Raw genomic sequence first — 19,906 nt, 5'->3', positions numbered from 1 at the left:
GTACATGATGGCGGACGGCGGCTGTTACTGGCCGTAGACGTTCTGATAGCGCGCGTAGAGGGAGTCGATGTGGCCCTGGTCAATGGGAATCGGCTCGCCCAGCTGCCGTGAAATATGCACGGTGCGTGCCACTTCCTCGCACATCACCGCAGCCTTGACAGCGGACCTGGCGTCCTTGCCGATAGTGAAGGGGCCGTGGTTCTGCATCAGGACCGCTGGTGAGTGGGAATCCTTCAGGGTTTCCACGATGCCCTGGCCGATCGAGTCATCGCCAATCAGCGCGAAGGGTCCCACCGGAATGGCGCCACCGAACTCGTCGCTCATCATGGTCAGGACGCACGGGATGGATTCCCCCCGCGCCGCCCAAGCCGTGGCGTAGGTGGAGTGGGTGTGCACCACACCGCCCACTTCCGGCATATGCCGGTAAACGTATGCATGTGCCGCGGTGTCCGACGACGGCGCGAGCGGCGGATTGCCCCACTCACCTGTTGCGTCCCCATCCACGGGAACCCCGTAAAGGTCCGTGACCACCATCTGTTCGGGGGTCAGGTCGTCATACGAAACGCCTGACGGCTTGATCACCATCAGATCCTGGCCGGGCACACGCGCGGAGACGTTGCCTGCCGTCCACACCACCAGTTCATACCTGGTCAGTTCCGCGTGCAGTGCGCAGACCTCGCCGCGGATGCGGGCGATGGTTTCCAGCGTGCTCATGCGGACACCCCTGCAACTCGTTCGGCGGCGTCGGACTCTGCTGCCACCGTATCCGATGTGGATGCGGTGACTTGCGGCTTGGCCTTGCGCTGGATGGCCTTGAGCCGGTGCATGACGTCGTTGGTGCCGCGCCCGAAGTAATCGTGCAGTGTGCGGTATTCGGTAAAGAGCTGGTCATACGCTGCAACGTTTTCCGGGATGGGAGTGTAGACCGCGCCGGGTTCTGAACCCATGGCCTCGGCGGCTTCGCGGATGTCGGCGTACTTGCCGGCAGCCACCGCGGCGTGGATGGCGGAACCGAGGGCGGGTCCCTGCGTGGAGCCGATGGTGGAGAGCTGGAGACCGGTGATGTCCGCGTAGATCTGCATCAGGAGTTTGTTCTTCAGCAGGCCGCCGGCCACGATGAATTCCTTGACCGGGACACCGGAAGTCCGGAACGCGTCCACGATGGTGCGGGTGCCAAAGGCCGTGGCTTCCAGGAGCGCGCGGTAGGTGTCCTCCGGGCGGGTGGCCAGGGTCTGGCCCACAACGATGCCCGACAGTTCGTGGTCCACCAGCACAGAGCGGTTGCCCGAGTGCCAGTCCAGTGCGATCAGGCCATGTTCGCCAATTGCCTGGTGGGAGGCCAGCTCGGTGAGGTATTCGTGGATGCCCAGCCCTGCTGCTTCCGCGGCCTGGTGGTATTCCGGCGGCACACCGTACTTGGTGAACCAGCCAAAAATATCCCCTACACCGGACTGGCCGGCTTCGTAGCCCCAAAGCCCGTCCACGATGCCGCCGTCAACAACCCCGCACATGCCAGGAACTTCATGCAGTTCGGTGCCGTTCATGACGTGGCAGGTGGAGGTTCCCATGATGGCAACCAGCTGGCCGGCGTCAACGGCGCGGGCGGCAGGGGCGGTGACATGCGCGTCCACGTTGCCTACGGCAACGGCAATGCCTTCCGGCAGGCCGGTCCATGCCGCCGCTTCCGCAGTCAGGTAGCCTGCGGCGTCGCCAAGGCGGCCGACGGTGTGTTCCAGTTTGGTGCTGACAAAGTCCTTGAACTGGGGGTTGAGTGCTGCCAGGAAATCCTCCGAGGGGTACCGGCCGTCCTGGTAGATGCCCTTATAGCCGGCGGTGCAGGCGTTGCGGACGTACTTGCCGCACAACTGCCACACGATCCAGTCCGCGGCCTCCACCCAGTGGTCCATCTCGGCGTAGGCTTCGGGGTCCTCCTCCAGCAGCTGCAGGCCCTTGGCAAACTCCCATTCAGAGGAAATGAGCCCGCCGTAGCGTGGCAGCCAGTCCTCCCCGCGCTCCGCTGCCAGCGTGTTGATCCGGTCGGCCTGGGGCTGCGCCGCGTGGTGGCGCCACAGTTTGACGTAGGCGTGCGGCCGGTTGGCGAAGCCCTCCAGCTCATTCAGCGGGGTGCCGTCCGACTTCACCGGCACCATGGTGCAGGCCGTGAAGTCCGTGGCGATTCCGACGACGCCGGCGGGGTCGATGCCTGCATCCGCGATCGCTGCCGGAACTGCGTACCGAAGCACGTCCCGGTAATCGTTGGGTACCTGAAGTGCCCATTCGCCGGGAAGCCGGACGCCTTTTCCGTCGTCGCCAGCCACATCCTCGGGCAACGCGTCTGTGACCACGGCGTGGGGGTAGTCGTAAACGCCGCTTCCCAGCTCCTTGCCGTCCCGTACTCGAACCACCAGGGCCCGGCCGGACAGGGTGCCGTAGTCCACGCCGATGACGTAGTTCTCCGCACCGGATTCGGGGGAAATTTCAGGTGTATTGCTTTGCATAAGATGCCTCCGAAGGAAGAGGCGGGGACCTCTTTTACTTACGTTGGAAAGGAAAGGACTAGTACTAATTGTGAACGCTAACACGGGCAGCGTCAAGGCCACCACTAACTCCCCGGACAACGAGGCCTCCAGCCTCACCGAAACGGCCGGAACACCCATGGTCCTTGGTGAATGGATTTTATTCAATCCATTGGGGAAAGCCCAGCGCGGCCCCTAAGCCTGTTGCAGCTGGCACCGTTCCGCATGCAGATCCAGCGCCATCAACTAATCGGGTCGCATCCACCGCAGTACCGCTGCCAGGTGATCGCTGCGATGTACCGCTTTGGCCAAAACATGACGCTCCACTTGCTGCAAGATCCCGGAGCGGGCGACTTGTGATCATGAAGCATCTCTACACACTATTGCCCACCAATCAACGCTTGTCCTTCATTGTCCTCTCTGCGAAAGTGGGCAGAACGAACTTTCACCCTTCCCCTGTCGGCGTACCGCAAGGCTCGGCCGTACTGGGTCAACGCCATCTTTGGTGGTTGGCGCGGTCGCGGTACTGGCCAGCCACTGCATCGATACCGACCTTCCAAACTTGCCAACACAAAGGACTGACCATGGCCATCACCTTGCCGACGAGCCTGACCTCCCTCGAGGACCTGTACTTGGCACAATCACACATCGGCACCACCTGCCTGCGCACGCCCGTGTTGCAGATGCCCCCTCATTCAGCCGGCGGCCGGCCCCTCTGGATCAAGGCAGAATCGCTGCAATACACGGGTTCCTTCAAGCTTCGCGGCGCCACCAACGCGGTGGCTGCACTCGATGACCGCGCGAAGGCCGCCGGCGTCATCGGCTACTCCGCCGGTAACCATGGCCGGGGCCTGGCCCGGGCCGCCAGGCTCGCCGGGATCGCGGCCACGGTGGTGATGCCGGAGACCGCGCCGTCAACGAAGATCCTGGGCACGAGGGAGGAAGGGGCCACCGTGATCCTCCGCCCTCCGACCGAGACCATGACTCATGCCAAAGACCTGGCGGCGGCCCATGGCCTGACTGTGGTGCCTCCGGACGATGACGCCATGATCATCGCCGGCCAGGGCACCATTGGCCTCGAACTGCTGGATCAGCTCGATGACCTCGAGATAGTCCTGGTCCCTGTTGGGGGCGGCGGCCTGATCTCCGGCGTAGCTGCGGCCATCAAGAGCCTGCGGCCAAACATCCGCGTGATCGCAGTTGAGCCCGAGCTGGCCGGTGACCTCGCCGAGAGTATTGCTACCGGTGAGCGGAAGCGGTGGTCCAGAGAGCTGACCGGGCGCACGATCGCCGATGGCCTGCGCTCCACCATGGTGGGCGACCTGCCCTGGGAACACATCCAGGCCCTCGTGGATGACGTCGTGACGGTCTCCGAAGATTCCATAGTCGAGGCCATGCGATGGCTGGCCGAGACCAGCAGGCTCATCGTCGAACCCAGCGGCGCCGTCGCAGCCGCCGCCGTCCTCGAGCACTCCACCCGGATCGGCACCGGAACCATAGCCGCAATCGCCACCGGCGGAAACATCGACCTGGAAAAGTTCGCCTCACTCATGGCCCCCTGAAGCACCGGCACGCAAAACAGCCCGCGGACGCCCCGCTGACGCGAACGGCCTTTCCCAGTAAGACAACCCTTCGTTTACCCAACCCAACAAAGATCGGAATACATAATGCCTAAAACCATCCCCGCCATCGACGGCGTCCAGCCCGGAGGCGACTCCTACTCCCAGGTGGTGGAGGCCAACGGCCTCGTCTTCCTCGCCGGCCAGGTCGGAAGCATCGGCGGCCGCCCGGAAACCTACCCGGCCAACTTCGAAGCAGAAGTCCGCGCCACCTTCGCCAGCGCCGAAAAGCTGCTGACCGGCGTCGGACTCGGACTCCAGGACGCCGTGCGGTGCGTCTGCTACCTCACCGATTGGTCAGACTTCGCTGAGATGGAGAAAGTCTTCCGCGAAGTTTTCCCTACCAATCCACCGGTGCGAGCCACCGTTGGTGTCACAAGCCTGGCCCGCGACTGCAAGTTCGAGGTCGAGGTCACCGCCGCCCGGTAAGCATCCCACCAGCGTGCAGGGAAGCCCCGGCCAGCGGAAGCTCTCCGGGGCTTCCTTCGGTCCGGGGTGCCCCACTGCATGTGAGCGCTAACAAATGTTACGTTCCGAAAGTTAGGGCGAGGCACTACTGGAAAGTAGGACGATGCATCCCGATGAGCAAGAACTGGCGAAGCCTGATTAGCGTCCAGTGTCCAAATTGTGACCAACGGCACTTGACGCGCTGATTGTTAGCGTTCACACTTGCTGGCAGAGCAGCAGCTCACTTGCAGCAATGGCGGTGTCAGAAACTCCCGCCAGCCTGTAATTCACGCTTCCGGGAGGACCATCGTGTTCAAAAAAACTTTAGTCGCGGTCATGGCCGCATCAGCCCTCGCCCTGACCGCATGCGGCGGCGGCACCCAGGCCGCCAGCAGCGGCGGCGACGCTGACAAGAAGATTGTGATGGGCTTTGCCCAGGTCGGCGCAGAAAGCGGCTGGCGCAGCGCGAACACCAAGTCGGTCCAGGAATCGGCCAAGGAAGCCGGGATCGAGCTGAAGTTCTCAGACGCCCAGCAGAAGCAGGAAAACCAGATCAAGGCCATCCGCTCCTACATCCAGCAGAAAGTGGACGTCATCGCTTTCTCTCCGGTGGTTGAATCCGGTTGGGACACCGTGCTGAAGGAAGCCAAGGACGCGAAGATCCCGGTCATCCTCACCGACCGCGCAGTGGACTCGGCCGACAAGTCCCTCTACAAGACCTTCCTCGGCTCCGACTTCGTTCTCGAAGGCAAAAAGGCCGGCGAATGGCTGGTAGCCGAATCCAAGGCGGCCACGGACACCGTCAACATTGTTGAAATCCAGGGCACCACCGGCTCAGCCCCCGCCAACGACCGCAAGGAAGGCTTCGAAGCTGCCATCAAGGCCGACCCGAAACTGAAGATCATCGCTTCCCAGAGCGGCGACTTCACCCGCAGCGGCGGCAAGCAGGTCATGGAAGCCTTCCTGAAGAACAACCCGGACATCGACGTCGTCTTCGCCCACAACGACGACGAAGGCCTCGGCGCGATCGAAGCCATCGAAGCCGCCGGCAAGGTACCGGGCAAGGACATCAAGATCATCACCATCGACGCCGTCAAGGACGGCATGACCGCCCTGAGCGCCGGCAAGATCAACTTCATCGTTGAGTGCAGCCCGCTGCTGGGCACCCAGCTCATGGACCTGGCCAAGAAGGTCCTCGCCGGCGAAACGGTACCCGAGCGCGTGGTCACCGAAGAAACCACCTTCACCCAGGAACAGGCAACCAAGGCCCTGCCTACCCGTCAGTACTGAGTTACCGCTCACCTGATCGTCCGTGCAGTGGCAGCACCAGCAAACGCGCCAGCCGCTGCCACTGCACGGATCAACACAGAAAAGATATCTAGGATGAACGAACTCGTTCCGGTCGTCGAGATGACCGACATTGCCATCGGATTCCCCGGAGTCAAAGCCCTTGACGACGTCAGCTTCCGTCTTTTCCAAGGCGAGGTGCATGCCCTGATGGGCGAAAACGGGGCGGGCAAGTCCACCCTTATCAAGGCATTGACCGGCGTCTACAGCATCGACTCCGGCCGGATCACCGTCCTGGGCCAGCAGCAGAACTTCTCCACGCCTGCCGAATCACAGGCGGCCGGTATCAGCACGGTTTACCAGGAAGTCAACCTCTGCACCAACCTCACGGTCGAAGAGAACGTCATGCTGGGCCGGGAGCCACGGCGGCGCGGTTCCATTGACTGGCGCGGCGTACGCGCCCGCACCCGTGAGGTCCTGGCCCAGCTCCACCTGGAACATGTGGAACCCGGGTCCTTGCTTTCCGAACACTCCATCGCGGTCCAGCAATTGATCGCCATTGCCCGCTCCGTCGAAGTCAACGCCAAGGTCCTGATTCTTGACGAGCCGACGTCGAGCCTGGACGCAGATGAAGTCAACCAGCTTTTCCGGGTGATCCGGGACCTCCGTGACCGCGGCGTTGCCATCCTTTTCGTGTCGCACTTCCTCGAGCAGGTCTACGAACTTTCAGACCGCATGACGGTGCTCCGCAACGGCAAGCTCGTGGGCGAATACATGACCCGCGACCTTTCCCGCATGAACCTCATCTCCAAAATGATCGGCAAGGACCTCGAGGTCCTGGAGGAACTTGATCAGGCGTCCACCCGGTCACAGGCCAGGCTCGCGGCGAACGCCCAACCGTTTATGGAAACCGAGGGGCTAGGCCGAAAAGGATCCGTCTCCGGTATCAACCTGTCCATCTATCCCGGCGAGGTGGTGGGACTGGCCGGGCTCCTCGGTGCCGGACGCACCGAGACGGCACGGCTCCTCTTTGGCGCCGACAAGTCGGATGAGGGTTCCCTCACGGTCAAGGGCCAGCCCTTGAAATTGCGTTCCCCACGCACCGCCATCGACCATGGCATCGGTTTCTGTTCCGAAGACCGCAAAGAGGAAGGCCTCATCGGCGACCTCACCGTCCGTGACAACCTGGTGCTCGCCATGCAGGCAACCAAAGGCTGGGCACGGCGGATCCCGCGCCGCGTGCAGGATGAACTCGTTGCCGAGTTCATCAAGACCCTCGACATCCGGCCGGCAAACCCGGATGCCCTCATCCGCAATCTCAGCGGCGGGAACCAGCAAAAAGTATTGTTGGCCCGCTGGATGGTGACGTCCCCGGATCTGCTGATCCTGGACGAACCAACCCGAGGCATTGATATCGGAGCGAAGACGCAGATCCAGAAACTGGTCAACAAGCTTGCCTCAGAGGGAATGTCCATCCTCTTCATCTCCTCGGAGCTGGAAGAAGTGCTCCGGCTCAGCGACCGCATCGCCATCATCAAAGACAGGGCCATGGTGGCCGAAATCAGTAACGACGACGTTTCCGTCGAAGACGTCCTGACAGTCATCGCCGGAGGCGCCCAGTGAAATCCATCCTGAAGAACCGGCTGGCCTGGCCGGTCCTGGCCCTCGTCGCGCTGCTGGCAGTCAACCAGATTTTCCGGGGAGACTTCCTGAGCCTGCGGATGCAGGACGGCCATCTCTACGGCAGCCTCATCGACATCATGCGCAATGGTGCCCCCACCATCCTGATAGCCCTCGGCATGACCCTGGTTATTGCTTCCAGGGGCATCGACCTTTCGGTGGGTGCCGTGGTTGCCATTGCCGGTGCCGCCTCCTGCGCCTACATCGCGGCTTCTCCGGAACCTGCTTCGCCGGCAACCGCCGCCGTGGCGGTGGTCATCGCCGTGGTGGCGGGCCTGGTGCTGGGCGTCTGGAACGGATTCCTGGTTTCCACCATCGGGGTCCAGCCCATCATTGCCACGCTGGTGCTGATGACGGCCGGACGCGGCATCGCCCAGCTCATCACCGACGGCCAGATCGTGTCGGTGACCAACGACAGCTACAAAGCAATAGGCGCCGGCTACCTCTTCACACTTCCGGTCTCCATCCTTATCACCGCCGTGGTGTTCATCCTGGCGGCCGTCCTGACCCGCCGGACAGCGCTCGGAACACTGATTGAGGCAGTTGGCATCAACCCGGTGGCGAGCCGGTTGGCGGGGTTGCGGGCCCGCAACATTATCTGGATCGTCTACATCTTCAGCGCATTCTGTGCGGCGATTGCCGGACTCATGATCAGCTCGAACGTCACGGCGGCGGACGCCAACAACGCCGGCCTGTACATTGAAATGGACGCGATCCTCGCCGTCGTCATCGGTGGCACGTCCCTTGCCGGCGGACGCTACAGCCTGGTGGGCACCGTGGTGGGAGCGTTTATCATCCAGACCCTGACCACCACCGTCTACACGCTGGGCATTCCCCCGGAGGTCACCCTGGTGTTCAAGGCCATCGTGGTTCTCACCGTCTGCCTCCTGCAGGCGCCAAAGGCCAGGAACCTGTTCAGGAACCTCAAACCGGCAAGTCCGCTCCGCACCAAGGAAAAGGTGGCAGTCTGATGTCTCCCCTCTCCACAGTGGCCCCGCCCACTCCCCGCAAGGCCTTTACCGTCCGGAACCGGATGCGCACCGGTGCCCGTTACGCTCCCACCCTGGCTACCCTGGCCCTCTTCATCCTGATGTTCATCGTGGGCGCCGGCATGTACCCAAGTTTCCTCTCGGGCCAGGTGCTCCTGAACCTCTTCATCGACAACACCTTCCTGATCGTCCTTGCGGTGGGCATGACCTTCGTCATTCTTACTGGCGGGATCGATCTGTCCGTTGGCGCCGTCGTCGCGCTTTCCATGATGGTGACCGCCAGCATGCTCCAAAACGGCTGGAACCCGGGCATCGTCATAGTGGCCGTCCTGGTCATTGGCGGCGGCCTCGGGTTGCTGATGGGGCTGGTCATCCAGTACTTCGACATCCAGCCATTCATCGTGACCCTGGCCGGGATGTTCCTGGCCCGCGGCCTGTGCTACGTGATCAGCCTCGACTCCATCCCGGTCACGGACCCCTTCTTCACGGGGATGGCGCAGGCGCGGATCCCGCTGTCCGAGGAGCTCTTCATCTCCCCAGGCGTACTGATCGCCCTGGTGGTGGTGGGCCTTGCGTTCTTCGTCCTTCACCACACGAGGTTCGGCCGGACGGTCTACGCGATCGGCGGCAATGAGAACTCAGCCATGCTGATGGGCCTTGCCGTGAAGAGCACCAAGGTCCTGGTCTACTGTGTCAGCGGGCTTTGCTCGGCGGTTGCCGGGATCCTCTTCTCCTTCTATAGTCTGTCCGGCTACAGCCTGGCCGCCCAGGGCATGGAGTTGGATGCCATCGCCGCTGTGGTCATCGGCGGAACCCTGCTGACTGGCGGGGTTGGCTACGTGCTGGGTTCGGTTGTCGGAGTCCTGGTTCTCGGGATCGTCCAGACCTTCATCGCCTACGACGGAACGCTCAGCTCCTGGTGGACCAAGATTGTGATCGGCGGCCTGCTGCTGGTCTTCATCCTGCTGCAGCGGCTGTTCACCAGACGCACCGCATAACCTCACACCCCACAGCGCGAACCGGCAGCAGATTCCCTCAGATTCGGATTTTGAGGGCATCAGCTGCCCGTTCGCGCTTGTTGTGTTTGCGCCTCTTGTTAGATGGCCGCGGTGCTGCCGCGGACCACCAACTCCGGCGTCACCACAATTCCGCTGACCGCGGCGCCCTGCTCGATCTCCCCCACCATGGCATCCACACAGCGCCTGCCGAGTTCCTCAAAGTCCTGGCGCACAGTAGTCAGCGGCGGGACGAAGTAGGCCGCTTCAGGGGTGTCATCAAAACCGACCACGGAGACATCGCCGGGGACACTGATCCCGGCCTCGCTGAAGGCCCGAAACAGCCCAAGGGCCATCTGGTCGTTGCCGACGAAAATTGCCGTGGCTGAGCGTTTCCGGGCCAGCTCGCGGCCGATTGCGTAGCCACTGCCTGCGCTCCAGTCGCCGTGGGCCAGGAGATCATCCTCCAGCCCGGCGGCGCGGAGGGTCTGGCTCCAGCCTTCTGCCCGGGCCGCGCCGTCGATCCAGTCAAGCGGCCCGGAGATGTGGCCGATCCTCCGGTGGCCCTGTTCGATGAGGTGCCTGACGGCAAGTTCGGCACCGCGCATCTGGTCCACCATGGCGCCGCTGATTTTGTCGTTACCCAGGGAGCCCACCGTCACAACCGGCACATCCAGCGCCATCTCGTCCAGGGCGCTGAGCGTCTCAGAGTGCGGAACCACCACCACCACTCCATCCACGGACTGGTCCTGGAAGTGGCGGAGGGCATCGGAAATGGTGTCCCGGTTGACGGTCTTGAGCGCTGCAATGCTGACGAAGTAACCGGCGTCCCGCGCAGCCTGCTCCACCCCCAGGATGGTGTTGGCCGGGCCGTACTGGGACAGCTCGCTGCCCAGCACGCCAATGGTTTGGGACCGCCGGGTGACCAGGCTGCGGGCAGCGGTGTTGCGCCGGTATCCCAGCTCGGAGATGGCCGCCTCCACCCGCTCCCGCGTTGCCTTGCTGACGTTGGGATGGTTATTAACAACCCGGGAGACGGTCTGGTGCGACACACCGGCCAGCGCGGCTACGTCATTGAGGCGCGGTAGCCGGCGGCCGTTGATGTTCGCCACAAAGAGGCCTTTCCACTGGGAGGGTACTGATCCATATCCTATGGCCCCCCGGCCCTTACGCCGTGTCTATTTCCCGCGAGCCAGCAGTGCGTCCGCAAACACACTGGGGATGTCCTGGGGTGCGCGGGCAACATAACTTGTGCCCCCGGTGGCCGCGGAAATTTTCGTCAGTGTTTCAGCGTCCGCGTCTTCGGTGATGCCAATAGTGACAATCACTACCGGTTTGGCCGGATCCCTTTCCCGCTGCAGGGTCTCCAGCAACTGCTCCAGGGCGAGGGACTCGGGGTCCTCGTTGGCGCCGTCGGTGAACAGGATGACGCTGTTGATGGCACGGGAGTCGTAGGAGGCCTGCACTGTCCTGAAAGCTGCGAGGGTGGAGTCATAAAGGCCCGTTGCTCCGCCGGTGCGTTCGGACAGGCCGGCAATCCCCGCCACGAGGCGATCACGTTGTGTCACCCCGTCCACCACCTGGTCCATCTTCCGTATTGGCTCAAGCTCCAGGTAGTCCTGGCTGCCGCCGCCAAGGCCGATTGAGAAGGCCCACAATCCCAGGGCCGCAGTGTTGGGAAAAAGTTTGCTGCCGGTGGTGGCTGCCTGCTGCGTCAACTCCATCCGCGTCTGGTTGCCGGCCGGAAATTCCATGGAGCCTGACACATCCATCACTACCAGGGACCGGAAGGGAATGGCCTGCACAGACCAGGCGCTGAGGGCCTGGCTGACTGCCTGAGCGGAGGCCGGGGCGAGCGCTACGACGGGACCGGCACCCTTCTGGTCCAGGAGGTTGCTGCTGTCCGCGGGGCGCAGCCCCTGGCCGGCAAGGTTCATCCTGCCTTCGTCTGTGGCGACCTGCTCAGCAAGGGCCCGCGCCGCGGCCGCCACGGCCTGGCCCCGGGCCCCGCTTCCGGCAGTACTGACCAGGGGGTAGTTCAGTGATACAGCACCGCTTGCCGGGACCGAAGCCGCCAGGAGGGCCCCTGACGTGGTCTTGGAAAACTTCAGCCAGGCCTCCTCCGTGACGATGACGAATCCGCCGGCTGAGGCCACAGACTCGAGCTGCTGCACGTCCGAGAGCTTCTCCCCCGCCCGCTGGCTTTCCTTTTGGGCCAGTTGCGCGGTGGCAGCCTGGAGCGCTTTGGCGTCTGTCAGGCCTGCTTGGACTTCCGAGACCGCTCCCAGCAACGCAACTTCGCCGCTCCCGGTGACCAACGGATCGCCGAAGCGTACTCCGGGAGCCTGCAGGGCACTGAGCCACGTCGCAAAAGCCGGGACTTCCCCGGTGCGTCCGACGATGACTCCGGGCGTCGACGCCAACGACGGCACGATGACCTCAGGCGGGGTTGTGGTGACCACTCTTTGGACCCGGACCGCAGAATCCGCGACCCACACATCCGGTGCATCCTTGCCTGCTGATACCTTGGCCGCCAATTCCGCCTGGCTCAAAGTTGCGAAGGTGAAGTTTACGCACGCCTCCGGCGGAATCCGGGAGGACGCCTGTTCCAGCACCGGCGTCATGGCAGCGTCCGCTCCCACACTGACGTCAATTGGATCGGTGCACTGGGAGGCCTCTGCCGGTGTGCGCATTCCCATAATCCACACCACGGCCCCACCCGCGACTGCAAGGGCCACGAGCGTCCCCAAAACTATGGCAATCCGGGCCCAGGGAAAGCGGGACCGGCTGGTCGATGCGCTGTGACGGGCGCGGGGGGCGGCTCGGCGAGCTGACATGAACGTGGCACCTATCTGCTGGGTACTCCGGCGCGCCGGAAAAGGAGCCGGCCAGCACTTTCCCCATGACCTCCCGACAACCAGGGAGGCCGGAAGGCCGCGGAACCAGATCAGTATACGTAAAGCGTGTGAGCGATCACATTCGGCGGCACATTTGGCAGGACACAAAAAACCCCGGCCTCCTGGTGACAGGAAGCCGGGGTTTTCCACTCTTCGCTAAAAGAGTGGGCCCTGTGGGGCTCGAACCCACGACCCACGGATTAAAAGTCCGATGCTCTACCAACTGAGCTAAAGGCCCCAGCCGATGCCCATAACAGCCATCAGCCCAGTCCATTTCTGGACGTTAAATACTGTACCCCACACGCGGGGCCGCTCTGCACGGCGCCGCGCATCGGCGTCGTACTTTCCTCCCGGGGATTACGGGCCGCGCACATCGCACCGCTCACTGGCGCCCTCCCCGGCAGCGTCCCCTCACCGTCCACTGGCACCGCTCTCTGGCACCGCTTTCCGGCAGAGCATTCGACGGCGCCCTTGGAACCCCGGGAACCCCTGAAGCTCAGGTGCGGCCAGACGCTCGATTTCCGCCGCAGCACAGGAGTAGCGTGGGTGCCATGAGCGAGCAAGCAGGACCCAGCCACTACGGCGGAGCCAACAGGCACCACAAGCCCAAGCCCTTCGCCCCCATTGATTTTGAACCGTTCGCGGGCGGCGCCGATCCCGCCCGCGTCTCCGAGGCCGCCCACCTCGCAGCCCAGGCGCTGGTCCGCCATGGCCGTGACAGTGACGACCCCGTCGTCACTGAACGGCTGGTCAGGCTTGCCGACGAGCAGGGCCTGGAGGCCATCGCGGAGCTGTGGGCCGAAAGCCCGGCGCGCTCCCTCCCCGGTGCCCTGTGGCGGCTGTATGCACTGCGGGCCGCCACCGTGCAGGATCCGGAGCGGATTTCGGTGTACTTCCGCGCAGGCAAGGACACGGCCCAGGTCTCCAATGTGGTGGCGGGCGCCGCAGAGCCGCCGGGAGCCGAGGAGATGACTGCCATGGCAGACGCCATCCTGTCCGGAGCGTTCGACGGCGAGTTCGACGTCGCGCTGGAACGCTCCGCAGCTTTCTGCCGCGTAGTGGCACTTGGCCAGGCGACCATCGCTGACGGGGCCGAGCACGCAAACGAGGCCCATGCGAGCAAGCTGACGCGCAACTCCCATCAGCTGGTGAAAACGGCAGAAGACCTTGAGCATGCTGCCAACGCCTGGCGCCTGGGAGAGCTGGACTGACCTGCGCTCAACCCCATGGGCGTCCGATCTGTCAATGTTGACTTGGGCCAGCCAACGTAGAACACTGAAACTGGTGTCGAGCCGCGAAACCCCCGGGCTTCAACAATTAGCCGCCTAGAGCGGCCTACCGCCGAGAGGCGTATCCGGTTCGGCACCATTTTTATGCCCGCTTATCCCTGTTGTACTCGCGGCACCCACCGTCTAATTCCGGCGGTGTCCAATTCCGGCCGGAACGGCTGGCACCGGTAGAGTTAGGGTCAGCTGCGGGCCGGCGTCAAGTCACAGGCCGGCGGCTCCCCGCCCAGTACATCCTCCGGAGACCGGTACCCCACGTGAAGCTGCGCCTTTTCCCCCAGGAGCCCGCCGGGCTGAACCTCCTTTCGCAGATGGCGCACCAGATAGTGCTGGCCAGCGCCACCCTGGCCGAGATCCTGGGCGTTCCCGCCGATGAGCACGGCAAGCTGGTGGAAGACATGCACAACCACGAGGCCAAGTCCGCGGAACTGCACTTCGCACTGCTCACCCACATGCGCACCAGCTTTGTGAACCCGCTGCCCCGCGAGGACATGTACGCGCTGTCCCGCTACCTCAACGAGGCCATGGAGAAGCTGGACGCCGCCGCGGAACTGGTGGCCCTGTACAGGCTGGAACGGCTGCCCAAGCGGGCCGCTGACCAGCTGGAGATCATCAGCCGCCAGGCGGAACTCACCGTGGACGCCATGCGCCGGCTGAACAACCTTGACGACCTCGAGGACTACTGGATCGAAATCCTCCGGCTTGCCAAGCGCGCCGAGCGGACCCACCGCGTCTGGGTCGCTGACATGATCGGCGACATGAAATGGGCGCCATATGCCCGCAACCGGGATATCGCCAATCAGCTGGTGGAAGTCACCAAGGACATGCGCCGAATCGCCACCCAGGTGGGCAGCATCATCGTCAAGGAATCCTGACGTGTCTGCGGTAATCTTCGGCGCGGTGGTCCTGCTGACTGCCGCGTTTGCCTTCCTTAATGGGTTCAGGGACGTTTCCACCTCGGTGGCCGTGGCGGTTCGCACGCGGGCACTGACGCCCAGTGTGGCGGTGCTCCTGGCGGCCTTTTTCAACTTCCTGGGGGCCCTGCTCAGCGCCAGTCTGGCAGTGGCGGTCAGCCAGCATTGGATCAGCCTGCCTGCCGGGACGAACGGCCTCAGCATACTGGTTGCAGGCCTCGCGAGCGCCTTCGCCTGGGGCGTCCTGCTGTGGTGGCGCGGCATTCCGGCATCATCCACCCACGCGCTCGTGGGCGGGCTTGCCGGCGCCGGGCTGGCCAGCGTGGCGGTAGGCGGGACAGGCGTGGGCGGCGTGGACGAGTCATTGCTCCTCCAGGTGGTCCTGCCGCTGCTGCTCTCCCCCCTGGTGGCCTACAGCGGCGCGTTCCTGCTGGTTTTCCCGGTGACCTGGGCCGCCCGTTATGCCCAGCCCAACGTCATCAACCAGCGCTTCCGGCGCAGCCAGTCCATCGCCGCAGGCGCGGTGGCGTTCGGGCACGGGCTGCAGGACGGCCAGCGGGTCAGCGCGGTGCTGCTGCTTGCCCTGCTCGCGGCAGGCTATTCCGACGGCGGCACCATCCCTGCGTGGGTGGCCCTGCTCTCCGCCGTGATGATCACGGCAGGAACGCTGTTTGGCGGCTGGCGGATCTCGCACACCATCGGTTACAAAATCACCAGGATTGACCCTCTCCGCGGCTCCGTGGCCCAGATCTTCAGCGCCGTGATGCTGTTTGTGGGGGCCATCGGCCTGCACTGGCCAGTGTCCACAACGCACACGGTGACCTCGGCGGTCCTGGGTGCCGGCGAAAACCAGCACTTCTCTGTGACCAACCGGAAGCTGGTCATCCGGATCGTGGGGCTGTGGATCCTGACTCCTGCGGCGACCGCGGCCGGAGCTTTTGTGCTGGCGCTGGCTCTGTCCCCGCTGGCTGGCTAAGCGCGGCCGGACAGGGCAACGCAAAAGCGGCCCCGGCCCGCTCGAGCGGTGCTGGGCAGCACCGTTCAAGCGGGCCGGGGCCGCTTTTAGCGAAGGCCGTGAGAGCCTGGGCGGCGGTGGGGATTAGCCGAAGCGGCCGGAGACGTAGTCCTCGGTGGCTTTCACGGTGGGGTTGCTGAAGATGGTGTGCGTGTTGCCGAATTCGATCAGCCTGCCCGGCTTGCCGGTCCCCGCAATGTTGAAGAAGGCGGTCTTGTCCGAGACGCGCGCGGCCTGCTGCATGTTGTGGGTCACGATCACCACCGTGTACTGGTCCTTGAGCTCGTTGATGAGGTCCTCGATGGCCAGGGTGGAGATGGGGTCCAGCGCGGAACACGGCTCATCCATCAGGATGACCTGCGGCTCCACGGCGATGGCCCGGGCGATGCAGAGGCGCTGCTGCTGCCCGCCGGAAAGGCCTGAGCCCGGCTTTTCCAGCCTGTCCTTGACCTCGTTCCACAGGTTGGCGCCCTGCAGCGACCGCTCCACCAGGATGTCGGCCTCGCCCTTGGAGATCTTCTGGTTGTTCAGCTTCACACCGGCCAGCACGTTGTCCCGGATGGACATGGTGGGGAACGGGTTGGGCCGCTGGAACACCATGCCGATCTGCGAGCGCACGGTCACCGGATCAACGCCCGGGCCGTACAGGTTGTCGCCGTCCAGGAGGACTTCGCCTTCCACCCGGGCACCGGGCAGCACCTCGTGCATGCGGTTCAAGGTGCGGAGGAACGTGGACTTTCCGCAGCCGGAAGGACCGATGAAGGCCGTCACGGATTTGGCCTCGATGTTGATGGTGACGTCTTCCACGGCCAGGAAATCGCCGTAGTAGACATTCAGGTCCTTGACGTCGATACGCTTAGACATGGTGTTCCTTCACTTGCTGGGTACGGATTAAGTGTATTGACCGGATTGCTATCGGCCGGATTTCGGGGCGAAAACCCTGGCGATCAGCCGGGATCCAAGGTTCAGGACCATCACCAGGATGATCAGCACCAGGGCCGCGCCCCACGCCCGCTGCGACGACGGGTCCGGGTTCGCAGGGGAGGTGGGGTTCAGGATCTGGGTGTAGATGAACGTGGGCAGCGATGCCATCCAGCCGCCAAAGACGTTGCTGTTGATGCTCGTGGCGAATCCGGCGGTGACAAGGATGGGCGCCGTCTCCCCGATCACGCGGGCGATCGCCAGGGTGACGCCGGAAGCGATTCCGGAGATCGCCGTCGGGATGACAACCTTCAGGATGGTGCGCCATTTCCGTACGCCCAGGGCGTACGCCGCTTCACGCAGCTCGTTGGGCACAATCTTCAGCATTTCCTCGCTTGAGCGGACCACTACCGGAATCATCAGGACCGAAAGCGCGACGGCGGCAACGGCGCCTGTTTTGGTGCCTGGCCCCATGACGGCGAAGAAGAAGGCTGCGGCGAAGAGGCCGGCAACGATGGACGGGATGCCCGTCATCACGTCCACAAAGAATGTAATGGCACGCGCCAGGCGGCCGTCGTGGCCGTACTCCACCAGGTAAATGGCGGTCAGGAGGCCCACCGGGACGGAGATCAGCGTGGCCAGGAAGGTGATCTGCAGCGTGCCCAAAAGCGCGTGGTAGATGCCGCCGAGTACGGGGGTTCCCTCTTCCACCGCCTTGTTGTCATAGACCCCGGTGACGCCGTTCATGGAGGTGGTGAGGAAGCCCGGTGTGATTAGGCCGGGGACGCCGTTGACCAGCACTGTCCAGATCACGGAGATGAGCGGGAGCAGCGCGATCAGGAACGAGCCCATGACCAGGCAGGTGGCCAGCTTGTCCTTGGCCTTGCGCGAGCCTTCCACCACCGCGCTCCAGCCCACCAGGCCTGCGGCGAACAGGATGGCGGAGACGATGCCCCAGCCGAACGCGTTGAAGCCGATCAGGGCGAGGATGGCGGCTCCGGCGATCAGGGCAATCGCGAGCACCACGTACGGCGCGTACTTCGGCAGCTGGCCCTTGGTCAGGGCGGAACGTTTGCTGCGGACGGGAGTAAGGGTGGAGGTCATTTAGTTGGCTCCCGAGAATTCTTTGTGCCGCGTGATGATCCAGCGGGCAATCATGTTGACGGCGAGGGTGATCACAAACAGGACCAGGCCGGCGGCGATGAGGGTGCTGACCTTGAGGCCGCTGGCTTCCGGGAAGTTCAGGGCGATTTCGGCGGCGATGGTCTGGTTTCCGGACTGGATCAGGCTGGCGGTGAGGGCGCCGGAGGAAAGCACCAGGGCGACGGCCATGGTTTCACCGAGTGCGCGGCCGAGTCCCAGCATGACAGCACTGATGATGCCGGGGCGGGCAAACGGCAGGACCGACATTTTGATCATTTCCCAGCGCGTGGCACCCAGGGCGAGGGCTGCCTCCTCATGGAGCTTGGGGGTCTGGAGGAAGATTTCCCGGCTCAGGGACGTGATGATGGGCAGGACCATCACGGACAGGACAATGCCTGCCGTGAGGATGGTCTTGCCCGTGGCTGACGCGGGACCCTGGAAAATGGGCAGCCAGCCCATGTTCGCGGCCAGCCAGTTGTAGGCCGGGGAGATCTCCTTGGCTAGGAATGCGGCGCCCCAGGCACCGTAAACCACCGAGGGAATGGCAGCCAGCAGGTCAATGACGTAACCCAGCCCGGCGGCCAGTTTCCGTGGGGCGAAGTGCGAGATGAACAGCGCCACGCCGATGGCCACGGGCGTGGCGATGACCAGTGCGATGACCGCGGCGATGAGCGTCCCGATGACGATCGGCCAGATGTAGGAAAAGAAGCCTGCACCGCCTTGGATCTCCTCGGCGGGAGCGGTCAGGGCCGGGATGGCCTGGATCACCAGGAACAGGGCAACGCCGAATAGGACGGCAAGAATCAGGCACCCTGCTGCCAGGGTTGCTCCGGAAAAGATCTTGTCCCCGGCGCGGCCTGCGCCCTGGGAAGCTCTCAGGGAGGTGGCGGTCATTCGGCGACCCTTCGGTTGTGGTGGTGCTGAAAACTGGCGGTTACTGCTGACAAAGCCAAGTTCCCCGCCCCGCCTTGCGGCAGGGCAGGGAACCGGGCGTAGGTACAGGTGCTAGGACTTGACCTTGATGGTTTCAATGGCCTTCTTGGCCTTCTCTGCCAGTTCGGCGGAGAGCGGTGCGGACTTCGCGGAGTCAGCGGCTGCCTTCTGGCCGTCCTCAGAAACTACATAGTTCTCAAAGGCCTTCACCAGGTCAACGGTCTCCTGCTTGTCATACGTGGAGCAGACGATGTGGAAGGAAACCAGGACGATCGGGTAGGCGCCCTCAATGCTGGTCTTGCGGTCCAGCTTGATGGACAGGTCGTTGGCGCTGCGGCCTTCAACGGGCTTGCCGGCGTCAACAGCCTTGGCTGCAGCTTCTGCAGAGATCTTGGTGAAGCTCTCGCCCACCTTGATCTGGGCTACACCGAGCTTGCCGCTGACTGCGGAGTCGTCGGCGTAGGTGACGGCGCCGGGAGTGTCCGTGACGGTCTTGACCACGCCGGAGGTGCCCTTGGCGTTTTCGCCCTGCAGGTTTGCCGGCCAGATGCCTGAGGACTTGTCAGTCCAGACCTCGGGAGCCGCTGCTGCCAGGTAGTCGGTGAAGTTGGTGGTGGTTCCGGAGTCGTCAGAGCGGTTCACCGGTGTGACCTTGGTGTCCGGAAGGGTGACGCCCGGGTTCAAGGCGGTGATGGCCGGGTCATTCCAGGTGGCAATTTCGCCGCGGAAGATCTTCGCCACGGTGGGGGCGTCAAGCTTCAGCTCGGTCAGGCCCGGGAGGTTGAACGCAACGGCGATCGGGGAAATGTAGACCGGGATGCTCAGGGCACCGTCAGGGCCGCAGACGGTCTGTGAAGCTGCGTATTCTTCGTCCTTGAGGTAGGCGTCGGACCCACCGAACTGTGCTGAACCGTCCAGGAGTGCCTTGCGGCCTGCGCCGGAACCATCCGGGGAGTACTGCACGGTTGCGCCCTGGTTGGCGGAGGCGAAGTTGGTCTTCCAGGCATCCATGGCCGCGCCCTGCGCGGAGGAGCCGATGCCGGTCAGTGTGCCGGTGACCTTGGGTCCTGCCGAAGTCTGGGTGCCTGCGGGGGCCGCGCCCGTGACGTTGTCTGAACCGCAGGCGGAGAGCGCGAGTGCGCCTGCCGCGATAACAGCGATGGCCGCGTGGCGGCCGAAGCGGAGAGCCTTCACTTAGATGTACCCCTTCCAGGGTTAAACAGGCGCGGGAGGGCCGGAGACGCCCTGCAGCGCGATGCGTACG

The 19,906-nt window shown here is 63.9% G+C and carries 18 protein-coding genes and 1 tRNA gene; 10 read left to right on the top strand and 9 right to left on the bottom strand.

The genetic code is table 11. The features are described 5' to 3' along the window. Nucleotides 1-24 precede the first annotated feature (24 nt). On the bottom strand, nt 25-714 hold the full coding sequence (locus M1E17_RS01945) for an L-ribulose-5-phosphate 4-epimerase (protein ID WP_457965079.1): 690 nt from the start codon (nt 712-714) through the stop codon (nt 25-27). Next, nucleotides 711-2,498 (bottom strand): ribulokinase, encoded by a 1,788-nt coding sequence (araB, locus tag M1E17_RS01940; RefSeq protein WP_457965077.1) that lies wholly within the window; start codon nt 2,496-2,498, stop codon nt 711-713. Before araB ends, M1E17_RS01945 begins: the two co-directional genes overlap by 4 nt. 70 nt (nt 2,499-2,568) lie before the next feature. Between araB and M1E17_RS01935 the strand changes: the two genes are divergently transcribed. The 7 genes from M1E17_RS01935 to yjfF all read left to right on the top strand — a co-directional run bounded on the left by M1E17_RS01935 (nt 2,569) and on the right by yjfF (nt 9,536). Continuing rightward, nucleotides 2,569-2,715 (top strand): hypothetical protein, encoded by a 147-nt coding sequence (locus M1E17_RS01935; RefSeq protein WP_457965075.1) that lies wholly within the window; start codon nt 2,569-2,571, stop codon nt 2,713-2,715. Nucleotides 2,716-3,100: 385 nt separating this feature from the next. Continuing rightward, entirely contained in the window at nt 3,101-4,078 is a 978-nt protein-coding gene (locus tag M1E17_RS01930) for a threonine ammonia-lyase (RefSeq protein WP_457965073.1), read from the top strand. Nucleotides 4,079-4,183: 105 nt separating this feature from the next. Then, nucleotides 4,184-4,564 carry a RidA family protein gene (locus M1E17_RS01925; protein WP_457965072.1) on the top strand — a complete coding sequence of 127 codons (381 nt, stop codon included), beginning with the start codon at nt 4,184-4,186 and terminating at the stop codon, nt 4,562-4,564. A 354-nt stretch (nt 4,565-4,918) separates the two neighbouring features. Continuing rightward, on the top strand, nt 4,919-5,872 hold the full coding sequence (locus tag M1E17_RS01920) for an ABC transporter substrate-binding protein (RefSeq protein WP_457965070.1): 954 nt from the start codon (nt 4,919-4,921) through the stop codon (nt 5,870-5,872). Nucleotides 5,873-5,965: 93 nt separating this feature from the next. Further along, the gene (locus tag M1E17_RS01915; protein WP_457965069.1) at nt 5,966-7,492 is read left to right on the top strand and encodes a sugar ABC transporter ATP-binding protein; all 1,527 of its coding nucleotides are present in this window, start codon (nt 5,966-5,968) and stop codon (nt 7,490-7,492) included. Next, complete coding sequence (locus M1E17_RS01910) at nt 7,489-8,520, top strand: ABC transporter permease (protein ID WP_457965068.1); 1,032 nt, start codon at nt 7,489-7,491, stop codon at nt 8,518-8,520. The genes M1E17_RS01915 and M1E17_RS01910 overlap by 4 nt, the downstream gene beginning before the upstream one ends. Further along, nucleotides 8,520-9,536 carry a galactofuranose ABC transporter, permease protein YjfF gene (yjfF, locus tag M1E17_RS01905; protein WP_457965067.1) on the top strand — a complete coding sequence of 339 codons (1,017 nt, stop codon included), beginning with the start codon at nt 8,520-8,522 and terminating at the stop codon, nt 9,534-9,536. Before M1E17_RS01910 ends, yjfF begins: the two co-directional genes overlap by 1 nt. Nucleotides 9,537-9,634: 98 nt before the next feature. Here yjfF and M1E17_RS01900 read toward each other — a convergent pair whose 3' ends face one another. The 3 genes from M1E17_RS01900 to M1E17_RS01890 form a co-directional block, all read right to left on the bottom strand. Further along, nucleotides 9,635-10,645, bottom strand: coding sequence for a LacI family DNA-binding transcriptional regulator (locus tag M1E17_RS01900; RefSeq protein ID WP_457965065.1), 1,011 nt, complete (start codon nt 10,643-10,645; stop codon nt 9,635-9,637). 66 nt (nt 10,646-10,711) lie between these two features. Next, the gene (locus M1E17_RS01895; RefSeq protein ID WP_457965063.1) at nt 10,712-12,370 is read right to left on the bottom strand and encodes a VWA domain-containing protein; all 1,659 of its coding nucleotides are present in this window, start codon (nt 12,368-12,370) and stop codon (nt 10,712-10,714) included. Nucleotides 12,371-12,595: 225 nt separating this feature from the next. Beyond that, a tRNA-Lys gene (locus M1E17_RS01890) sits at nt 12,596-12,668 on the bottom strand. Nucleotides 12,669-12,981: 313 nt separating this feature from the next. On the opposite strand from M1E17_RS01890, the gene M1E17_RS01885 reads away from it, so the two are divergent. The 3 genes from M1E17_RS01885 (at nt 12,982) to M1E17_RS01875 (ending at nt 15,606) form a co-directional block, all read left to right on the top strand. Further along, nucleotides 12,982-13,641 (top strand): hypothetical protein, encoded by a 660-nt coding sequence (locus M1E17_RS01885; RefSeq protein WP_457965061.1) that lies wholly within the window; start codon nt 12,982-12,984, stop codon nt 13,639-13,641. Nucleotides 13,642-13,973: 332 nt separating this feature from the next. Continuing rightward, entirely contained in the window at nt 13,974-14,591 is a 618-nt protein-coding gene (locus M1E17_RS01880) for a DUF47 domain-containing protein (protein ID WP_457965059.1), read from the top strand. A 1-nt stretch (nt 14,592) separates the two neighbouring features. Next, on the top strand, nt 14,593-15,606 hold the full coding sequence (locus tag M1E17_RS01875; protein WP_457965057.1) for an anion permease: 1,014 nt from the start codon (nt 14,593-14,595) through the stop codon (nt 15,604-15,606). A 123-nt stretch (nt 15,607-15,729) separates the two neighbouring features. On the opposite strand, the gene pstB is transcribed toward M1E17_RS01875, so the two are convergent. The 4 genes from pstB to pstS form a co-directional block, all read right to left on the bottom strand. After that, nucleotides 15,730-16,509, bottom strand: coding sequence for a phosphate ABC transporter ATP-binding protein PstB (gene pstB, locus M1E17_RS01870; RefSeq protein ID WP_457965055.1), 780 nt, complete (start codon nt 16,507-16,509; stop codon nt 15,730-15,732). Between the two features lie 48 nt (nt 16,510-16,557). Then, nucleotides 16,558-17,670, bottom strand: a complete 1,113-nt coding sequence (gene pstA, locus M1E17_RS01865) for a phosphate ABC transporter permease PstA (RefSeq protein ID WP_457965053.1) — start codon at nt 17,668-17,670, stop codon at nt 16,558-16,560. Beyond that, nucleotides 17,671-18,603, bottom strand: a complete 933-nt coding sequence (gene pstC, locus M1E17_RS01860; protein WP_457965051.1) for a phosphate ABC transporter permease subunit PstC — start codon at nt 18,601-18,603, stop codon at nt 17,671-17,673. It abuts the gene before it with no gap. Between the two features lie 111 nt (nt 18,604-18,714). Then, nucleotides 18,715-19,836, bottom strand: a complete 1,122-nt coding sequence (pstS, locus tag M1E17_RS01855) for a phosphate ABC transporter substrate-binding protein PstS (protein ID WP_457965049.1) — start codon at nt 19,834-19,836, stop codon at nt 18,715-18,717. Nucleotides 19,837-19,906: the final 70 nt, after the last annotated feature.

It is taken from the genome of Arthrobacter sp. D1-29, assembly GCF_054130585.1.
The sequence above is the reverse complement of the archived record's forward strand: the minus strand, read 5'-3'. Positions and strand labels throughout refer to the sequence as shown.